This is a genomic window from Rhodococcus sp. IEGM 1381, from assembly GCF_030056795.1.
Taxonomy (GTDB): domain Bacteria; phylum Actinomycetota; class Actinomycetes; order Mycobacteriales; family Mycobacteriaceae; genus Rhodococcoides.
The window spans coordinates 1-15,929 of sequence record NZ_JASHKQ010000021.1; the positions used below are offsets into that span (position 1 = coordinate 1).

Sequence of the window (15,929 nt, forward strand, 5' to 3'; positions counted from 1 at the left end):
CGTCGAAGAAGCCCCCGCCCCGTTCCTCACCGACGCCCAACGCAAAGAAATCCACGCCTCCGCCAAAGCCATCTGCCTCGAAGCCGGCTACTACGGCGCCGGGACCGTGGAATACCTCGTCGGCCAGGACGGGCTCGTGTCGTTCCTGGAAGTGAACACCCGCCTGCAGGTCGAGCATCCCGTCACCGAGGAAACCTCCGGCATCGACCTGGTGCTGCAACAGTTCGCGATCGCCAACGGCGAGGAACTGTCCATCACCGAAGATCCCGAACCGCGGGGACATTCGTTCGAGTTCCGGATCAACGGTGAAGACGCCGGGCGTGGGTTCCTGCCCGCCCCCGGACCGGTCACCACCTTCACCGCCCCCTCCGGGCCGGGCGTGCGCGTCGATTCCGGTGTCGAATCCGGCAGTGTGATCGGGGGCCAGTTCGATTCGATGCTCGCCAAACTCATCGTCACCGGAGCCACCCGCGACGAGGCGTTGGCTCGGTCGCGTCGGGCGTTGGCCGAATTCACCGTCGAGGGCTTGGCGACGGTGATCCCGTTCCACGCTGCGGTGGTCTGCGATCCGGCGTTCATCGGCGACGGGGACTCGTTCTCGGTGCACACCCGGTGGATCGAAACCGAATGGGACAACCAGGTTCCTCCGTTCACCGCCGGGCAACCGATCGACGACGAGGACCCACTGCCCCGCCAGCAGGTGGTCGTCGAGGTCGGTGGCCGCCGCGTCGAGGTCTCCCTCCCCGGGGAACTCTCCCTCGGCGGCGGTGGCAACGGCGGCGGGCCTGCGGGTGCGGTGCGGCGTAAACCGAAAGCCCGCACCCGAGGCGGTGCCGGCGCGGGAGCCGCGTCCGGCGACTCCGTGACCGCACCGATGCAGGGGACCGTGGTCAAGGTCGCCGTCACCGAAGGCCAGAGTGTCGAATCCGGTGACCTCATCGCTGTCCTGGAAGCGATGAAAATGGAAAACCCCGTCACCGCCCACAAAGGCGGCACCATCACCGGCCTGAGCGTCACCGCAGGCGACGCCATCACCCAAGGCACCGTCCTCACAGAAATCAAATAGGGAGTATCCGATGACTGCCCTCGCTGAATCGTTCGACGGTGATACCTCTCCGGCGCATTCGACCGAGCTCGAAATCGTGTCGACGGTGCTGCGCATGGCGTCGGCCGCGCGGGTCCGTCTGGCGGAGGCATTGGACGCCCAGGGGCTGAGCTGGGCAAGGTACGAGGTTCTGGAATCGGTGTGCAGGCGAGGGCCGACGTCGTACAGCACGCTGTCGCGAGAGTTGGTGCGGCACAGAACAAGCATCACTGCCACGACGGCCAGTCTCGTCGATGTGGGACTGTTGGTGCGTAGCGTCAATCCGCGGAATCGGCAGCAGTACTTGGTCGAGGCCACCGACTCGGGCCACCGCGCCGTGACGCGCGCCGAGCGTGCGCTCGAGCGCGCTCGGTCGAGGATGGCGGTCGATGCAGACTCCGTACAGACGCTCGAGGTTCTGCGGGGGATCGAGAAGCAGTGGAACGGTCGGCACTGATCGGCGACTGATTGCAGCGGCACGTCTGCTGTGATTCGAGTACCCCTGGGGTAATACCCCCAGGGGTACTTGTATACCCCCTTGGGTATATGAGACGGTGGGCACGTTCGATCGGCGGGGTTTCGTCTGCCCTTGTCGATACCCCCACCCGTATAGCAGAACCGCCGCCTTGCCCTCCATCCGTCTTTCCCACTGAACAACAGCTTTCGAGGAGGCACCATGAACATCGCACTGTCCACCACACTGACCGACACCGATTTCGACACCGCGATCGACAGCACGAAAAGGGCACTGTCGGAACAGGGTTTCGGAGTCCTCACCGAGATCGATATGCAGGCAACTCTGAAAGCGAAGCTGGGCGAGGACATGGAGCGCTACATGATTCTCGGTGCATGCAACCCCGGACTGGCTCACCGTGCGGTCTGTGTCATGAAGCAGATCGGGTTGCTGTTGCCGTGCAACGTGATCGTGCGTGACGACACGGCGACACCGGGATCGGTTATCGTCGAGGCGATGAACCCGGCCATCATGGTCGAGGTCACCAGCGAGCCCGAGTTGGGTGCGGTCGCCTCCGAGGCCACTGCGAAACTGAAGGCAGCGATTGCAGCACTGGGCGGGCGTGGATCCCACTCTGCCTGATGCCCCCGGGGGTACCATCGAGTTCGACACCACCACCATCGAGGGGATCGACATGATCGGCGACGAAGACAGCATCGCACTGGTACTCAACCGACTCAAGCGCGCACACGGTCAGCTTGCCGGCGTCATCGGGATGATCGAGAACGGTCGCGATTGCAAGGACGTCGTCACCCAGCTCGCCGCTGTCTCTCGCGCACTGGACAAAGCCGGATTCAAGATCGTGGCGACAGGTCTGCGTGAGTGCATGACGGGTGAGAGTGCAGGCGACAAGAAGCCGATGACCGAGGCGGAACTCGAAAAGCTGTTTCTGGCGTTGGCCTGACGACGGTGTGCGGTGAACGTGTGTGGTCGAGGCCGGAAGATTCGGCCGAATACTTGACTTGGTCCAGAAAGCGGGACGATACTGGGACCGTGATGCCGATCTCGCCGCATGCGGAGCAACTGCGCACTGCCGATATGCGCGTGACCCGTCCCCGGGTCGCGGTACTCGAGGTCGTCGAAACCAATCCGCACGCAGATACCGACACCATTCTCGGGCTCGTGAGATCCATGTTGCCCGAGGTGTCGCGGCAGACGGTCTACGACGTCCTCAACGCGCTGACGGTTGCGCGCCTCGTTCGGCGGATCGAGCCGGCGGGTTCGCCCGCGCGGTACGAATCGCGCGTCGGCGACAATCACCATCACGCCGTATGCCGCTCGTGCGGCGTCATCGCCGATGTGGATTGCGCGGTCGGCGAGACGCCGTGTCTCACGGCATCCGACTCCGTCGGTTTCACTATCGACGAGGCAGAGGTCATCTACTGGGGCCTCTGCGCACAGTGTTCGGCAGCTCGTGAGCAGCCGGCGGTTCCCGTTCAGTTCCCTCCCCGGTCTCGAACACAGCAGAGTTCGTGACCACCGATCACAGCCCGATCGTCATACCTTGGAAGGAAGCACGTGTCTGAAGATCACGTAACACGCGAAAAAGAGATGAACGAGGATCAGCCGCAGGACAGCGGCGGCAAGTGTCCGGTCATGCAAGACTCGATGCCGATGCCCGTCGAAGGCGGAAGCAATCGCGAGTGGTGGCCCAAGTCGCTGAATCTGAAGATCCTCAAGAAGAACCCGGCAGTCGGCGACCCCATGGGACCCGACTACGACTACGCAGCCGAGTTCAACTCTCTCGATCTCGCCGAGGTCAAGCGTGACATCGAAGCCCTGATGACGAATTCGCAGTCCTGGTGGCCGGCCGACTTCGGTCACTACGGCCCCTTCTTCATTCGCATGGCGTGGCACGCAGCGGGCACGTACCGCAAGCAGGACGGCCGCGGCGGTGCCGGAGCGGGCATGCAGCGCTTCGCGCCACTCAACAGCTGGCCCGACAACGCGTCGCTGGACAAGGCGCGCCGCCTGATCTGGCCGGTCAAGCAGAAGTACGGCCGCAAGCTCTCCTGGGCCGACCTCATCGTGCTCACCGGAAACGTCGCCATCGAGTCCATGGGCCTGCCGACCTACGGCTTTGCCGGCGGACGCGTCGACGCCTGGGAGCCGGACGAGGACGTCTACTGGGGCCCCGAGCAGACCTGGCTCGGTGACGAGCGCTACGCCGGTGATCGCACGAGCCTCGAGAACCCGCTCGCCGCAGTCCAGATGGGTCTGATCTACGTCAACCCCGAAGGCCCTAACGGCAACCCGGATCCCGTGCAGTCCGCCATGGACATTCGCGAGACCTTCGGCCGGATGGCCATGAACGACATCGAGACCGCGGCACTCGCCGTCGGCGGACACACCTTCGGCAAGACACACGGCGCAGCGGACCCCGACGCGCACATCGGTGCCGAGCCTGAGGGTGCCCCCATCGAGCAGATGGGTCTCGGCTGGAAGAACAGCTACCAGAGCGGTGTCCTCGCGGACGCGATCACCAGTGGCCTCGAAGTCATCTGGACGCCCACGCCCACCCAGTGGGACAACAGCTTCCTCGAGACCCTCTACGGGTTCGAGTGGGAGCTCTACAAGAGCCCCGGTGGCGCGCACCAGTGGCGTCCGAAGAACGGTGAGGGCGCGGATCTCGTTCCCGACCCAGCCGATCCGTCCAAGCGTCGCCACCCGTCGATGCTGACTTCCGACATCGCCATGCGCGTCGACCCGATCTACGAGCAGATCACCCGTCGCTGGCTCGATCACCCCGAGGAGCTCGCAGAGGAGTTCCAGAAGGCGTGGTTCAAGCTCACGCACCGCGACATGGGACCGGTCACGCGTTACCTCGGCCCCGAGATCCCAGCGGAGCCCCTGCTCTGGCAGGACCCGATCCCGGCCGTCGATCACGAGCTGATCGGTGACGCACAGATCGCCGAACTGAAGCAGGCCATCCTCGGATCCGAACTGACTCAGGAGCAGCTGATCTCGGCTGCGTGGGCGGCGGCTTCGTCGTTCCGCGTCAGTGACAAGCGCGGTGGTGCCAACGGTGGCCGTCTGCGTCTGCAGCCGCAGGCCGGCTGGGAGGTCAACGAGCCCGACGAGCTCGCACAGGTCATCCGCGTCCTCGAAGGAATCCAGCAGTCGTTCTCCGGAACGGTGTCCTTCGCCGACCTCGTGGTGCTCGGTGGCGTCGCAGCCGTCGAGCAGGCCGCCAAGAATGCCGGCGTCGACATCACGGTTCCCTTCACTCCGGGCCGCATGGATGCCACGCAGGAGAAGACGGACGTCGACTCGTTCTCCGACCTGGAGCCCAAGGTCGACGGTTTCCGTAACTTCTTGGGCAAGGGCCAGAAGTTGCCGGCCGAGTTCAACCTCGTCGATCGCGCAAACCTGCTCTCGCTCAGTGCACCCGAGATGACCGTGCTCGTCGGTGGTCTGCGCGTGCTCGGCGCGAACTACAAGCAGTCGTCGCACGGCGTCCTGACCGACAAGGTCGGCACGCTCACCAACGACTTCTTCGTCAACCTCCTCGACATGGGCACCGAGTGGGTTCCCACCGCGGAGGACGGCATCTACGAGGCCAAGGATGCCGCGACCGGTGAGAAGAAGTGGACCGGAACTCGTAACGATCTGGTCTTCGGCTCGAACTCCGAATTGCGCGCTCTCGCAGAGGTGTACGCCTGCGACGACGCCAAGGAGAAGTTCGTCCGGGACTTCGTCGCGGCCTGGGACAAGGTCATGATGCTCGATCGCTTCGAACTGAGCTGAATCAGGTAGTTCATACAACACCCCGCGAACCTGTTGTTCGCGGGGTGTTGTGCTGTGGCAGAAAAGTTTTCGATCAGCGCTGCGACATCGCTTTCGCGGCCGCCTTGATGGCCCGTCGGATTCGGGGATAGGTACCACACCGGCAGACGTTCTCGATGGTGTCGATGTCCTCGTCGGTCGGGTCGGGGATGCGCTTCAGCAGTGCGACGGCAGCCATGATCTGGCCCGGCTGACAGTAACCGCATTGAGAGACGTCCTCGTCGATCCACGCCTGCTGCACCGGATGGAGCACGTCGCCGTCCGCGAGTCCTTCGATGGTCGTGACCTCTTTGTCGACGGCATCGGACACCGGTGTGACACAGGGGAGTACCTCCACCCCGTCGAGATGGCTCGTGCAGGCGTGACACACGCCGATGCCGCACCCGTACTTGGGGCCGCGGACACCGAGCTCGTCCCGCAGGGCCCAGAGCAACGGCATGTCGTCGGGTAGATCGACCGACACCGCAGCCCCGTTGACGAAAAACTTCTGTTCAGCCATGGATCCTCATTTCGGGAACGGGTCGAAGTCGACGTCGAACAGAATCGGGAAGCTGGTGGGGGTGGTATCGGTGGCTCGCGCGTACGCGTTGGCCACTGCGGCGGCCGCAGCGGGCACTCCCAATTCTCCTGCGCCACCCGGATTCTCGGTGGTGGGCGGCAGGATCACCACCCGAACATCCGGTGGTGAATCGCGTTGACGGGCGTAGTGGAACTGCGAGTAACTACCTTCGAGCGGCAGCCCCTGCTCGTAGTGCAGTCCGGCCCTGAGGGTGGTCGAGATGCCGTCCATCAGGCAGCCGATCATCTGAGCCTCCAGGCTGCGGGGGTTGACCACGCGGCCGACGTCCACGACTATGACGGCTTTTCTCACGCGGGGCGCTCGCGGGTCCTGCGCATCGATCTCGACGAGATATCCTGCACTGGAACCGAATTCGGCATGGAACCCGATGCCCTGCGCCCGGCCGGGGCCGAGATCTGCACCCCAGTTGCCCTCGGCGGCGAGCGTACCCAGCACGTCACGGTGGCGGTCGCTCGCCACCGCCCCCATGCGTAGCTCCAGCGGATCGGTATCGAGGGCGTCGGCGATGCGGTCCACCATGATCTCGGCCGCGGTACGTACCGTTCCGGAGAACACCGATCGCCAACTGCCGGTGGGCATCTTCACCGGTACCTCGACGAGGGTCCTGATGCCGGCGTCGGTGAACGAGTACGGGTCGCGGGTGCTGTGGAACAGCGTCTGGGAGATCAACGGGGACGGTGCCAATGCGTCGGTGACGAGGTCACCGAAACCGCCGTCGAAATCGGTGCACACTGCGGCCACGCGCTGCTCCCAGGAGATCACCGTGCCGCGCGCGAGGACCGCATCGAACTTGGTGTGTACCGCGGGTCGGGCGCGGCCGTGCCGCATGTCGTCCACCCTCGACCACATCAGCCGCACCGGTTTGCCCATTGCTCGGGAGATCACGGCGGCCTCCAGCGGGCCGTCCAAGTAGAGCCGCCGGCCGAACGAGCCGCCTCCGTTGATCACGTGGGTGGTGACCCGATTCAACGGAATGCCCAGTGTCAGAGCAATTTTCTGCCCGGCGTAGTTGGGTAGCTGCATCGATGCCCAGACGTCCGCGCGATCGGATCGCACGTCGGCGACTGCCGAATTGGTTTCCATCGCGGCATGCGAGACGGGAGCAAAGTCGAAATCGACGTTCAGTTTCGTTTCGCCCGGCAGCTCGGGCCTACCCACTCCGCCGAAACCCGTGAACGCAGGGGTGCTCCGCCGAAGCCTGTCCTGGATGGAATCAGTGGACTCGTCGTCGATCGTTCCGGCGTTCCACGTGACCACCGCGGCGTCCTTCGCGGCGAGCGCGTATCCGAAGGTGCGCGCCATGATGGCGACCCCGGTGGACACGACGGCAACATCGATGACCCCTGGCATCGCTCGCAACGCCGCCTCGTCCACCGAGGCAACGGTTCCGTTGATCGTCGGTGGGCGTCGGACGACGACAGGCATGGCGTCGGGGACGTCGAGATCGAGCGTGTAAGTGAGCCGACCGGTGACGATCGCGCGAGCATCCTGGCGCGTGGTCGGAGTGCCGACGACCGTCAGATTTTCCTCCGACTTCGGGTCCACCGCCTCGAAGCGCAGTTCCGGAGCGGCTGCAGCAGCTGCCAGCTCGCCGAAGTGCGCCGATCGTCCGTCCGGTGCCATGACGACGCCGTCGACGATAGTCAGCGTGCTCACGTCCGCACCCCAGCGGTCGGCGGCAGCGCGCAGCAGCCGCGCCCGTGCCGTCGCGGCGATGGATCGAGCGGGCTCCCAGAGAGATTGGATGGAGTTGGAGCCGCCCGTGTAGTGGTTTCCGATCAGTTCCTGCCGGCCAGTTGAGAGCGACACGACGGTCTTGTCGAGTGGGATGTCCAGCTCTTCTGCTATCAGCATCGCCACCGAGGTGGTGAGCCCCTGTCCGATCTCGGCGCGGGGCAAGGCGCAGTGCACGGATCCGTCCCCGCGCACCTCGAGTATCACCAGGTTGGAGTCGGCGGGAAGCGTGGTGAGTACCTGTTCGGGTTCGTCACTGGAGGGCGCCTCTGCAGAGGCCGTTCTCCGCGTCACGAGCATCAATGTCGAGCCGGCCACCACAGCGGTGAAGAAAGAGCGACGCGATACGGTGCGCCGTCCAGGTATCGCGTGCGTCACATCGTCCTTTCGGTCGGGCCCGACTTTACAGTCGCCGATCCGACAAAACGTGCACGTCGAGGTTCGGTCTTTCGCGAACCCGAGAACTCCCTCCGCCGCTTGTTACTCGTCACGACGGCGGTACCTCGGTGGCCGTTATCGCTTCGTTATATTTTGTTGCCCTATCGTGATATTGCTCCCAGATCCGCTGACATGTCCGGACGGCATCATCTACGACATGGAATCAGACAACGCGGCGGTCGGACCCGCACAGGACACACGTGAGAACACTGCGACGGGTGCCCAGAGCTTCGGATCCTTCCTGGAAATGTTTCAGAGCGCATCGACGACGAGCTCGGAGCGCGAGCACTGAATCGCGCGCAGTCGCTCGTCTGCGCCAAGACGGCCACGACGTCGACATCGATGATCCGCACCGACTGATGGCAGTACTCGAACTCGATCGATCGGTTGCGTTGCCGTCAGAGCCGTCCGCGGAGAATCATGTTCCAGTAACTGAGGGGCAGGCCGTAGCGGTCGAACAGCCAGGCTGATCGTCGTGCTTTCAGCGGATCGAGAAACGACGGTAAAGATGGTGTGAGTGACCCGGTTCGGTCGAATTCGGCCGCAATGAGACGGTGGGCGTCGATCGTCACCGGTGCCACGGTGTACCCGTCGTACGAGGACATTTCTCGCCCGGCTCTGGCGGCCAGCAGATTGTCGATCAGAACGGCTATCTGCTTTCTCAGCGCACCGCCGGAAGAATCGGTGTCGATTCCGGCACCGTCACCGGCGGCCCAGATCTCGCTGTGTTCGCGGTGCCGCAGGGTGTGGGGGTCGATGTCGACGAGACCGTGCTGTCCGTCTCCGGTCAAATTGGACGATTCGACCCACGGCTGTCCGCGAAACGGGGGCACCAGGTGCAGCATTCGGTAGTCGATGATCTGCTGTGCGCCGAGGTGATCGGTGACAGTGATCTGCCGAGTTTCGGGGGAAACCGCGGTCACTGCTGTGCGGTGCAGTATTCGGACGCCGAGATCGCGGAGATGATCGAGCAACACCGAATCCAGCCGAGGCACATCGAGCAGCACCTCGCGGTCGATCACCAGGGTGATGTCGATGTCGGCGAGTTGCCCTGTCGACCGCCAGTGGGCGGCAGCCAGGAACAGTGGTTTGAGCGTGGTGCCGGTGCAGCCCACGGGTGGCCGCGGCACTGTGAACACGGCTGTGGCGCGCTTGGGGGCGTCGCCGACCTGGGCTTGCGGGAAGTGGGAGATCAGTTGCCAGGTCTTCTCTGCTCGACCCAGGTAGTTGCTCGTCACCGCGTCCGAGTCGGCGGCCGCGGTGATTCCGGGAAGAGCGTCGTGATCGGGCACCAGACCGGTCCCGATGATCAGGTCCCGATAGCCGTAGCGCCGACCGGACGCGGTCGTGACCACCTTCTCGTAGGGGTCGACTCGGGCTACCGTATCCTGGATCCAGGTGCTGTTCTTCGGCATCACAGAGCGTTGGGTTCGCTCGGCGTCGCTGAGTCGGGCTTGGCCGGCACCGACGTACGACAACAGTGGCTGATAGGTGTGCACGGACTGGGGTTCGATGACTGCTACATCGCTGATACCGAGACGAATGGCGCGTGCGGCCGCACTGACGCCCGCGTTGCCGCCGCCGAGAACGAGGACGTCGTGACGGCCGTCGACGCCGGCCGATGTCAAGCCGACATCTCTCTGTATGCGAGTGCAGCGTCGAGAGTGGTGTGAAATGCGGTGCGGCCGAGTGCGTCCGCGGTCAGCGCTCGGGTCAACTCGATCGAGCCGACCACAGCCAGTCGAGTGCCCCACCGGCTCAGATGCATGGACGTGGCATCGAGAATCGACGCCGTGCCTGCCGGAACCGCGTCGATCGAGGTCAGATCGAGCACCAACCGAGAACCTTCGACCGATGCGTCACCGAGCGTCTCGGCCAGTACGCCGAGATCCTGACGACCGAAGTCTCCGGCGACACGAATGACGGTGGCACCGCCGAATTCGGTGACGGTGATGCCGGCACCAGCAGCCGGTGCCGGAAACACCTGCCGAAGCGACGGTACGACGACGGCGGGAACAGGGTCGATGGACGGTAGAACCGACAAGAGAATCTCCTCGATGAACGACGCGGGGCAGTGATGCCGACGCAGACGTGTGGGCCCGACACGGGCGAACGGCGGCGTTTTCTTCACCGCAGGTTGTCATTGGACTACCCGATTCGTGCGGTTTCAAGCGGCTTGTTTGCGGCCGGTGCAATCGGGCATACAGTGGCCACCTTCGAGTGGAGTCCACGCTCGGCACACAGCCCGAGAGGGCACGTCTTGCGATGACGATCTCCGAGAGGACACCTCGATGACGACGGCGGAATTCGATACGTTCAGATCCACCCGCGCGGTTCACGCAGATCCCGGAGTTTATGAGCCGCAGGATGATTCATGGCTCCTGTGCGAGATGGCGTCGCGGGCCGGGGTGGTGCGGGGTGCCCGTGTGCTGGATATGTGCACCGGTAGCGGTGCCGTGGCGCTCGCTGCGGCCTCGTTGGGCGCACGCGAAGTGCTGGCGTTCGACATCTCGCCGCTCGCGGTGGCGTGCGCTCGTCGCAACGCAGCTGCTCTCGATGTCGACGTGGACGTCCGCCTCGGGTCGTTCGCGGATGCGTCGGTGCTCGAGCCGTTCGACGTGGTTCTGTGCAATCCGCCGTATGTGCCCTCGGAAGCGGTGCCCGAGGGTGTCGGTCCGCACCGAGCGTGGGACGGCGGCCACGACGGCCGAGTGGTGCTGGATCCGCTGTGCGATGTCGCTCATGACCTGCTCGTTCCCGGCGGGACCCTGATGGTGGTGCAGTCGGAGTACTCCGACCCTGCACGAACCGAGGCGATGCTACGCCGTACGGGCATGACGGTGTCCGTGGCCGCACGTCGATCGATCTCGTTCGGCCCGGTCATGACAGAGAGGGCTGCCTGGCTTCAGCAGGTCGGACTGCTCGAAGCATCCCGCGACATCGAGGATCTGGTGGTCATTCGTGCCGACCGACGATGAGGGCGGTGCCATCGGGGGCAACGATGGCACGGCGGCGTCCACAACGAAACGCACCACGGTCCGCATCGTCAAGGGTGGGCCGATTGTCATCGACGGCCCTGTCGAGATCGAGTTGGACGACGGCACACGAGTGTGTTCCGACCGATTCGCGGTTGCGGTGTGCACATGTCGACGGAGTAAGAACTATCCGTTGTGCGACACCAGCCATCGCGCCAAGAAGCGGTCGGCTCAGTCCAGCGAGGACCGACCGGCAGACCAGCGCGACATCACGTGATCGGCGAGCTCGTTCTCCACGAAATCCAGTGCGCGCATTCCGAACACCACATCGGCCTCGAGTTCGGGCTCGTCGCGGAGTAAATTGCCGACGACATCGTGCCGGAGTACCTGCTCGTGCACTGCATCCGCCTCGACGTGCTCTGCGTAGAACGCAATGCATGCCTGGGGTGCCTTCAACCTCTTCAGACCGTGCACGTACCGCTGTGAGCCCGGCGACGACGTGATCTCGGTTGCGGCAAGGTGTCCGACTGTGGCACCACGGAGTCCTCGGTGCAGACCGAAGAGCGACATCAGGTTCACCCACGCCAGAGTTTGCGCGGGCACCCGGTCGACGTATCCGAGGTACGACGCATCCAGCTCGGCGGCCACCATGGAGTCGGCCCAGAGTTTCTGGTGGACGCGATCACCCCGTCCGCCGCCGTACTCGTCGAATTCGACTGCTACATAAGATGCTTTGGCCTGACCGGTCAACCGGGGGATCGCCCAGGCGTGCGGGTCGGCTTCTTTGAGATGGTAGATCGACCGATGCACGAAATACTCGCGCATCTGCTCCCACGAACCCTCGTCGCGCAGAAACCACGATGGGCCGGTTCCCGAGGTCGCCTCGACGGACAGGGAGTCCATCTCTGCGGCCGCATCATGCCCGGGTTCGACGTGCGCCCGAACGTATTCGAGAAAAGCAGATTCCAGAGTGGCTCGCAGGCGAAGAAGATCGGGGTCCCACTCCCACGCGTCGGCGACACCGTCGAAGCCGCGATAGTGCAATTCGTAGCAGATCAGCAGGGCGAGTTGTACATCGCGTGACGTGGAATCGACGTCTGCGAGTGTCGGCAAGATCGAGGTATTGCCCGGGTCACCTGTGGTCAAGCACCGCACGACGGCATTCGAAATCGGCCCGCACGGTACCGGCAGGACGGGTGAGCGTGCAGCGGTCGGGCGGGCGGACAGAAGCTCGGTCATACCTGAGGCTACCCACCGCCGGGCGGTACCAATCACAGTCCGCGCGGCGCGGATAGTTCGGCTGAAGCCATAGGGCTTCGAATACAGCGATGCGGCCCGGAAAATCACGGGCCGCATCGGTATTCGCAGAAGGATCAGTCGACAGAGATGACGTCCTTGGCGATTGCTGCCACGCGCGTCTGTCCTGCGGACACGACTCCATGGCGGTTCTTGTGTGCCTCTTCGTACGTCACGACGGTGCGAACGTCGGTCGGGTTGGTGAGGTCTTTGATTGCGGCGACGGCGTCCGAGACGTTGAGATCGTCGTAGTCCGCAATCGGCAGTTCGTCGGCGTCGAGGGTTCCGCTGGCGGAGCGAGCAGTGTGGATCGCGTCGGCGACCGCATCGACACCTTCGCTGCGGGTGACGTCCTCAGCAGCCTCGAGTGCTGCATCGCGGCTCGCGGTCAGCGTCTTGACTGCGACGTCACCGGCATGTGCACCGCGGCCCAGCAGTGCGCTGAGGCGGTCCGGGGTGGCGCGAGCGGCGTCCAGTGCGCGGTCGAGGCGTCGTGCCGACCACGTTGCCGGTGCATTGACGATCTTGACCGCTGTACCTGCGGCGGCCTGGAACGGGGTGCGACGCAGTGCTGCGGGTCCGCCCAGAGCGTCTTCGGCAAGTACCGTCTCGAGCCACTCGACCGTGGCGGTGTGAGCAGTGGCCAGCCGGGTCGCCAGTGCGACGACGGTGGGCTCGTTCGCTGCCGTGGCCAGAGCCTTGATGTATTTTGCGCGTCCGAGCAACTGCTGCTCGAGTGCGAGATCGCCCAACAGAGCCTCGTCGAACGGCTGAGCCTGCTCGGCGACGGCCTTGACGGCAGCGAGTGTGCGTCCCAAGAACGGCGACACCAGGTCGGGCAGACCGCCGAGACCGCGGAGGGCTTCCTCGATGGCTGCAGCGCGATCACGCCCGTTGGCGGCGTTCTGGGTCAATTCCCGACGAACCGCCTCGGTGCGCGCCTGAACGACGCGAGTTTCCGCAATCTGGATTTCCGTGTTCGTCAGCTGCAGTGCGACGCGCAACTGGGCGATCAAAGTGGATGTGCTCATGGTGCTCCCCTTTCGGTTGGGTAATCGATTTTCTGTGGCGATGCCTGCGGGTCGCAGCGTGATGCTCGGCCCTGTTCTGTTCGTTACCCGTCGGTAGGTTCGGTCAAACAGGAGTCGCGGATGTGTGAACAGGGACACGTCGCTGTCGGATGGGCGGGGAGATCGCGACGTACGCCGGTTTCGATCGCGTACCGAGTGGACATCCGTGACCGATGAACACCGAGCTCTACACAGCAATCGTTTCCGCCACCGCGACCGGCGTCACATCCGATGACGGCGTCCTGTCGCTCGGTGTGCGCGAACCCCAACAACTCGGTGGCCCCGGCGAACGCACCAACCCCGAGCAGCTCATGGCCGCGGCCCTGTCGAGTTGCCTGGTCGAATCGTTGCGCATCGCGCTCGGAACAGTCGGCGGCAGTGTCGACGAACTGGCCGTCAAGGGCACTGTCGTTCTCACCGACTCCGACGCATCCGGGTACGACGCGAAGTTCTCTTTGGCGGTGTCACTGCCGGGCACGGAGAATCCCGAGGCGATCTTGGCGCAGGCGACGTCGATCTGCCCGTTTCTCAAGGTGATCGACGCAGTGGACGTAGTCCTCGAATGACGCCGCGACGGCGTTCTGTGACACATTTCCAGTCGTGACGACAATTCGTACGCGGGCGAGTACAGGACTCGGCGCAATCAGAGCAGGGTTCGCCCGCGAGGACACCACTCTGATCGCAGGAGGACTCACGTTCTACGCCGTCATCGCCGTCGTGCCGCTGTTACTGCTCACGATTCGCGCCACTACTTTTCTGGTTTCGGCGGAGTGGGTACGGTCCGGGTTCGATGCGGTGGCGGCATTGTTGCCCGACGCGCTCGACGCACGGGCTGCGGTCGACGGATTGGCTACGGCCGGAATCGAACTCGGTCCGCTCGGGGTCCTGATCTCGATCTTTCCCGCGACGTTCTACGGGGAAGGCCTGCGCCGGGCGATCGTGCGGTTCGCTCCGACTCGAGAATCGTTCACCGGCTGGCGTGGCCGACTGGCGATGGTGCCGTTCTTCGCCGCAGCCCCGGTGCTGTTGGCCGGTGTGCTGAGCGTTGCGCGGCTGCTCGAGGCAACGACCGGCGACGGCGGGATCGGTGCGATCACGCTACGCGTGTTCCTCGGTTTCAACTGTCTATGGCTGATTCTGTCGGTTCCCCTCGCGTGGACCTACCGAGTGATTGCTCCACGGGCGGTGGGTTGGCGGGCTTTGACCGTGGGATCGCTGGTCACCTCGTCCATCGTCACCGGGTTCGTGCACGGTTTCATTCTGTTCCTGGCGATTCCGGTGGATCTCGGCGCGCCGTTCGGTGGCCTCACCGCGATCGGCGGGGCCGTGGCAATCATGCTGTGGATGTTCGTGTTCCATATATTGGCGCTCGCAGGCTGGCTGGTCACCGCGGAGTTCGATCGGCCCGGCGATGCAGCCCGAACATCAACTGAGTGAAGCCGAGAACGGCCAGTGTGCACGTCACGGAAATACCGATCGTCGCCGAGGTACCGGCACTCGCCGGAGCGGCTCCGGCAACGGTGGCAGTGACCGCGGCAGCGATCACTCGGGAAGGGCGCTCCCACACCGTCAGAAAACCGACGTCGGGTATACCAGCACCGACTGCCCGGGCCCGGGCCATCTCGTGTAGCAGTGTCGTCACCCCGACCGCGACGACAAGAGGCATCGGGGCTCCCAGCGCGAATCCGCTCGCAAGCAGCAGCAGATCGCTGCAGCGATCTGCGACCGTGTCGAGGAGATAACCCCACTGCGATTGGGATCGGCCGATCATGGCGACGCCGCCGTCGATGCTGTCGAGCAGGCCCGAGAGAGCAATGAGCACAGCGGCAAGCAAGGGAGCCGAGGTGCCGGGCCGAGACAGAGCGACCGCTGCGCCGGCCACGAGGACGGCGGTGAAGGTGACGGCATGGGCGGACACGGATGCGCGAACCAGCGGGGCGCTCAGTGTGTAGACCACTCGGAGCCACCATCTGACCAACACCGACGAAGACGGATCGATGCCGTTGTGCAGCGTCGACCACGTCGACAGGTATTCGTCGCGAGTCGCCGGGCGAACCGGGGAATCCCGCTGACTGGACACACTGCGCTGACTGACCATCGACAATCCTTGCTCGGCACCCGATACGAGGGACCCGACGAGCAACCGAATTGGAGGATGTACGTCGAGACTTGCATCCCGAGTACCCGTCGCCGTCGTTCTCAATCGTTGTCGGAGTTGCTCTCTCGTCTGCGGGCCTTCAGCCGAGAGACCTTGACGCCCGCGGCGACGAGCACGATCAGCCATCCCGAGATCAGTACTCCGCCACCGACGAACGCCGCGCGGCGTAACGGGTGGGTGTCGGCATAAACGTAACCGACTGTGCCCCATAGCAATGCGACGAAAGCGATGATCGCCATCATGCAGATCATCGAATACAGCGTTCTGTTCATCTTCATCCGACCTTGCTCTTCA

At 64.3% G+C, this 15,929-nt stretch carries 19 protein-coding genes; 11 read left to right on the forward strand and 8 right to left on the reverse strand.

From position 1 onward, the window contains the following. From QM797_RS24340 to katG, 6 genes are all read left to right on the forward strand, one after another. Positions 1–1,066 (forward strand): ATP-binding protein (locus tag QM797_RS24340; RefSeq protein ID WP_283278257.1); only part of this gene is annotated, 1,066 nt, incomplete at its 5' end. Between the two features lie 10 nt (positions 1,067–1,076). Next, entirely contained in the window at positions 1,077–1,541 is a 465-nt protein-coding gene (locus tag QM797_RS24345) for a MarR family transcriptional regulator (RefSeq protein WP_283278258.1), read from the forward strand. A 219-nt stretch (positions 1,542–1,760) separates the two neighbouring features. After that, the gene (locus QM797_RS24350; protein WP_283278259.1) at positions 1,761–2,180 is read left to right on the forward strand and encodes a DUF302 domain-containing protein; all 420 of its coding nucleotides are present in this window, start codon (positions 1,761–1,763) and stop codon (positions 2,178–2,180) included. Positions 2,181–2,232: 52 nt separating this feature from the next. Then, complete coding sequence (locus QM797_RS24355; RefSeq protein WP_283278323.1) at positions 2,233–2,502, forward strand: metal-sensitive transcriptional regulator; 270 nt, start codon at positions 2,233–2,235, stop codon at positions 2,500–2,502. A gap of 92 nt (positions 2,503–2,594) precedes the next feature. Further along, positions 2,595–3,074: a Fur family transcriptional regulator gene (locus tag QM797_RS24360; RefSeq protein WP_269608444.1), complete on the forward strand. Its 480-nt coding sequence runs from the start codon at positions 2,595–2,597 to the stop codon at positions 3,072–3,074. A gap of 75 nt (positions 3,075–3,149) precedes the next feature. Next, complete coding sequence (katG, locus tag QM797_RS24365; protein ID WP_283278324.1) at positions 3,150–5,345, forward strand: catalase/peroxidase HPI; 2,196 nt, start codon at positions 3,150–3,152, stop codon at positions 5,343–5,345. Between the two features lie 73 nt (positions 5,346–5,418). Here the strand turns inward: katG and QM797_RS24370 are convergent, their stop codons facing one another. Further along, the gene (locus QM797_RS24370; RefSeq protein WP_283278260.1) at positions 5,419–5,883 is read right to left on the reverse strand and encodes a (2Fe-2S)-binding protein; all 465 of its coding nucleotides are present in this window, start codon (positions 5,881–5,883) and stop codon (positions 5,419–5,421) included. Positions 5,884–5,889: 6 nt separating this feature from the next. After that, positions 5,890–7,998 carry a molybdopterin cofactor-binding domain-containing protein gene (locus tag QM797_RS24375; RefSeq protein ID WP_283278325.1) on the reverse strand — a complete coding sequence of 703 codons (2,109 nt, stop codon included), beginning with the start codon at positions 7,996–7,998 and terminating at the stop codon, positions 5,890–5,892. Between the two features lie 295 nt (positions 7,999–8,293). On the opposite strand from QM797_RS24375, the gene QM797_RS24380 reads away from it, so the two are divergent. After that, on the forward strand, positions 8,294–8,428 hold the full coding sequence (locus tag QM797_RS24380) for a hypothetical protein (protein WP_283278261.1): 135 nt from the start codon (positions 8,294–8,296) through the stop codon (positions 8,426–8,428). A gap of 106 nt (positions 8,429–8,534) precedes the next feature. On the opposite strand, the gene QM797_RS24385 is transcribed toward QM797_RS24380, so the two are convergent. Beyond that, positions 8,535–9,764, reverse strand: coding sequence for an NAD(P)/FAD-dependent oxidoreductase (locus QM797_RS24385; RefSeq protein WP_283278263.1), 1,230 nt, complete (start codon positions 9,762–9,764; stop codon positions 8,535–8,537). Then, positions 9,761–10,267: a hypothetical protein gene (locus QM797_RS24390; RefSeq protein ID WP_283278264.1), complete on the reverse strand. Its 507-nt coding sequence runs from the start codon at positions 10,265–10,267 to the stop codon at positions 9,761–9,763. The genes QM797_RS24385 and QM797_RS24390 overlap by 4 nt, the downstream gene beginning before the upstream one ends. A 160-nt stretch (positions 10,268–10,427) precedes the next feature. Here QM797_RS24390 and QM797_RS24395 point away from each other — a divergent pair, with 160 nt between their 5' ends. Beyond that, complete coding sequence (locus QM797_RS24395; RefSeq protein WP_283278266.1) at positions 10,428–11,114, forward strand: HemK2/MTQ2 family protein methyltransferase; 687 nt, start codon at positions 10,428–10,430, stop codon at positions 11,112–11,114. Further along, a complete protein-coding gene (locus QM797_RS24400; protein WP_317566344.1) occupies positions 11,098–11,388 on the forward strand; it encodes a CDGSH iron-sulfur domain-containing protein in 291 nt (96 codons plus the stop codon). Before QM797_RS24395 ends, QM797_RS24400 begins: the two co-directional genes overlap by 17 nt. Here the strand turns inward: QM797_RS24400 and QM797_RS24405 are convergent. Further along, positions 11,343–12,350, reverse strand: a complete 1,008-nt coding sequence (locus tag QM797_RS24405; protein WP_283278267.1) for an iron-containing redox enzyme family protein — start codon at positions 12,348–12,350, stop codon at positions 11,343–11,345. The genes QM797_RS24400 and QM797_RS24405 overlap by 46 nt on opposite strands. Before the next feature lie 134 nt (positions 12,351–12,484). Further along, complete coding sequence (locus QM797_RS24410) at positions 12,485–13,438, reverse strand: ferritin-like domain-containing protein (RefSeq protein ID WP_283278269.1); 954 nt, start codon at positions 13,436–13,438, stop codon at positions 12,485–12,487. A gap of 212 nt (positions 13,439–13,650) precedes the next feature. On the opposite strand from QM797_RS24410, the gene QM797_RS24415 reads away from it, so the two are divergent. Continuing rightward, the gene (locus QM797_RS24415; protein ID WP_283278271.1) at positions 13,651–14,043 is read left to right on the forward strand and encodes an OsmC family protein; all 393 of its coding nucleotides are present in this window, start codon (positions 13,651–13,653) and stop codon (positions 14,041–14,043) included. A 34-nt stretch (positions 14,044–14,077) separates the two neighbouring features. Then, on the forward strand, positions 14,078–14,914 hold the full coding sequence (locus QM797_RS24420; RefSeq protein ID WP_283278273.1) for a YihY/virulence factor BrkB family protein: 837 nt from the start codon (positions 14,078–14,080) through the stop codon (positions 14,912–14,914). Here the strand turns inward: QM797_RS24420 and QM797_RS24425 are convergent. Together QM797_RS24425 and QM797_RS24430 are read right to left on the reverse strand one after the other, a co-directional pair. Continuing rightward, positions 14,862–15,575 carry a CDP-alcohol phosphatidyltransferase family protein gene (locus QM797_RS24425; RefSeq protein WP_283278275.1) on the reverse strand — a complete coding sequence of 238 codons (714 nt, stop codon included), beginning with the start codon at positions 15,573–15,575 and terminating at the stop codon, positions 14,862–14,864. The genes QM797_RS24420 and QM797_RS24425 overlap by 53 nt on opposite strands. A 101-nt stretch (positions 15,576–15,676) precedes the next feature. Beyond that, positions 15,677–15,907, reverse strand: a complete 231-nt coding sequence (locus QM797_RS24430; protein ID WP_283278276.1) for a hypothetical protein — start codon at positions 15,905–15,907, stop codon at positions 15,677–15,679. Positions 15,908–15,929: the final 22 nt, after the last annotated feature.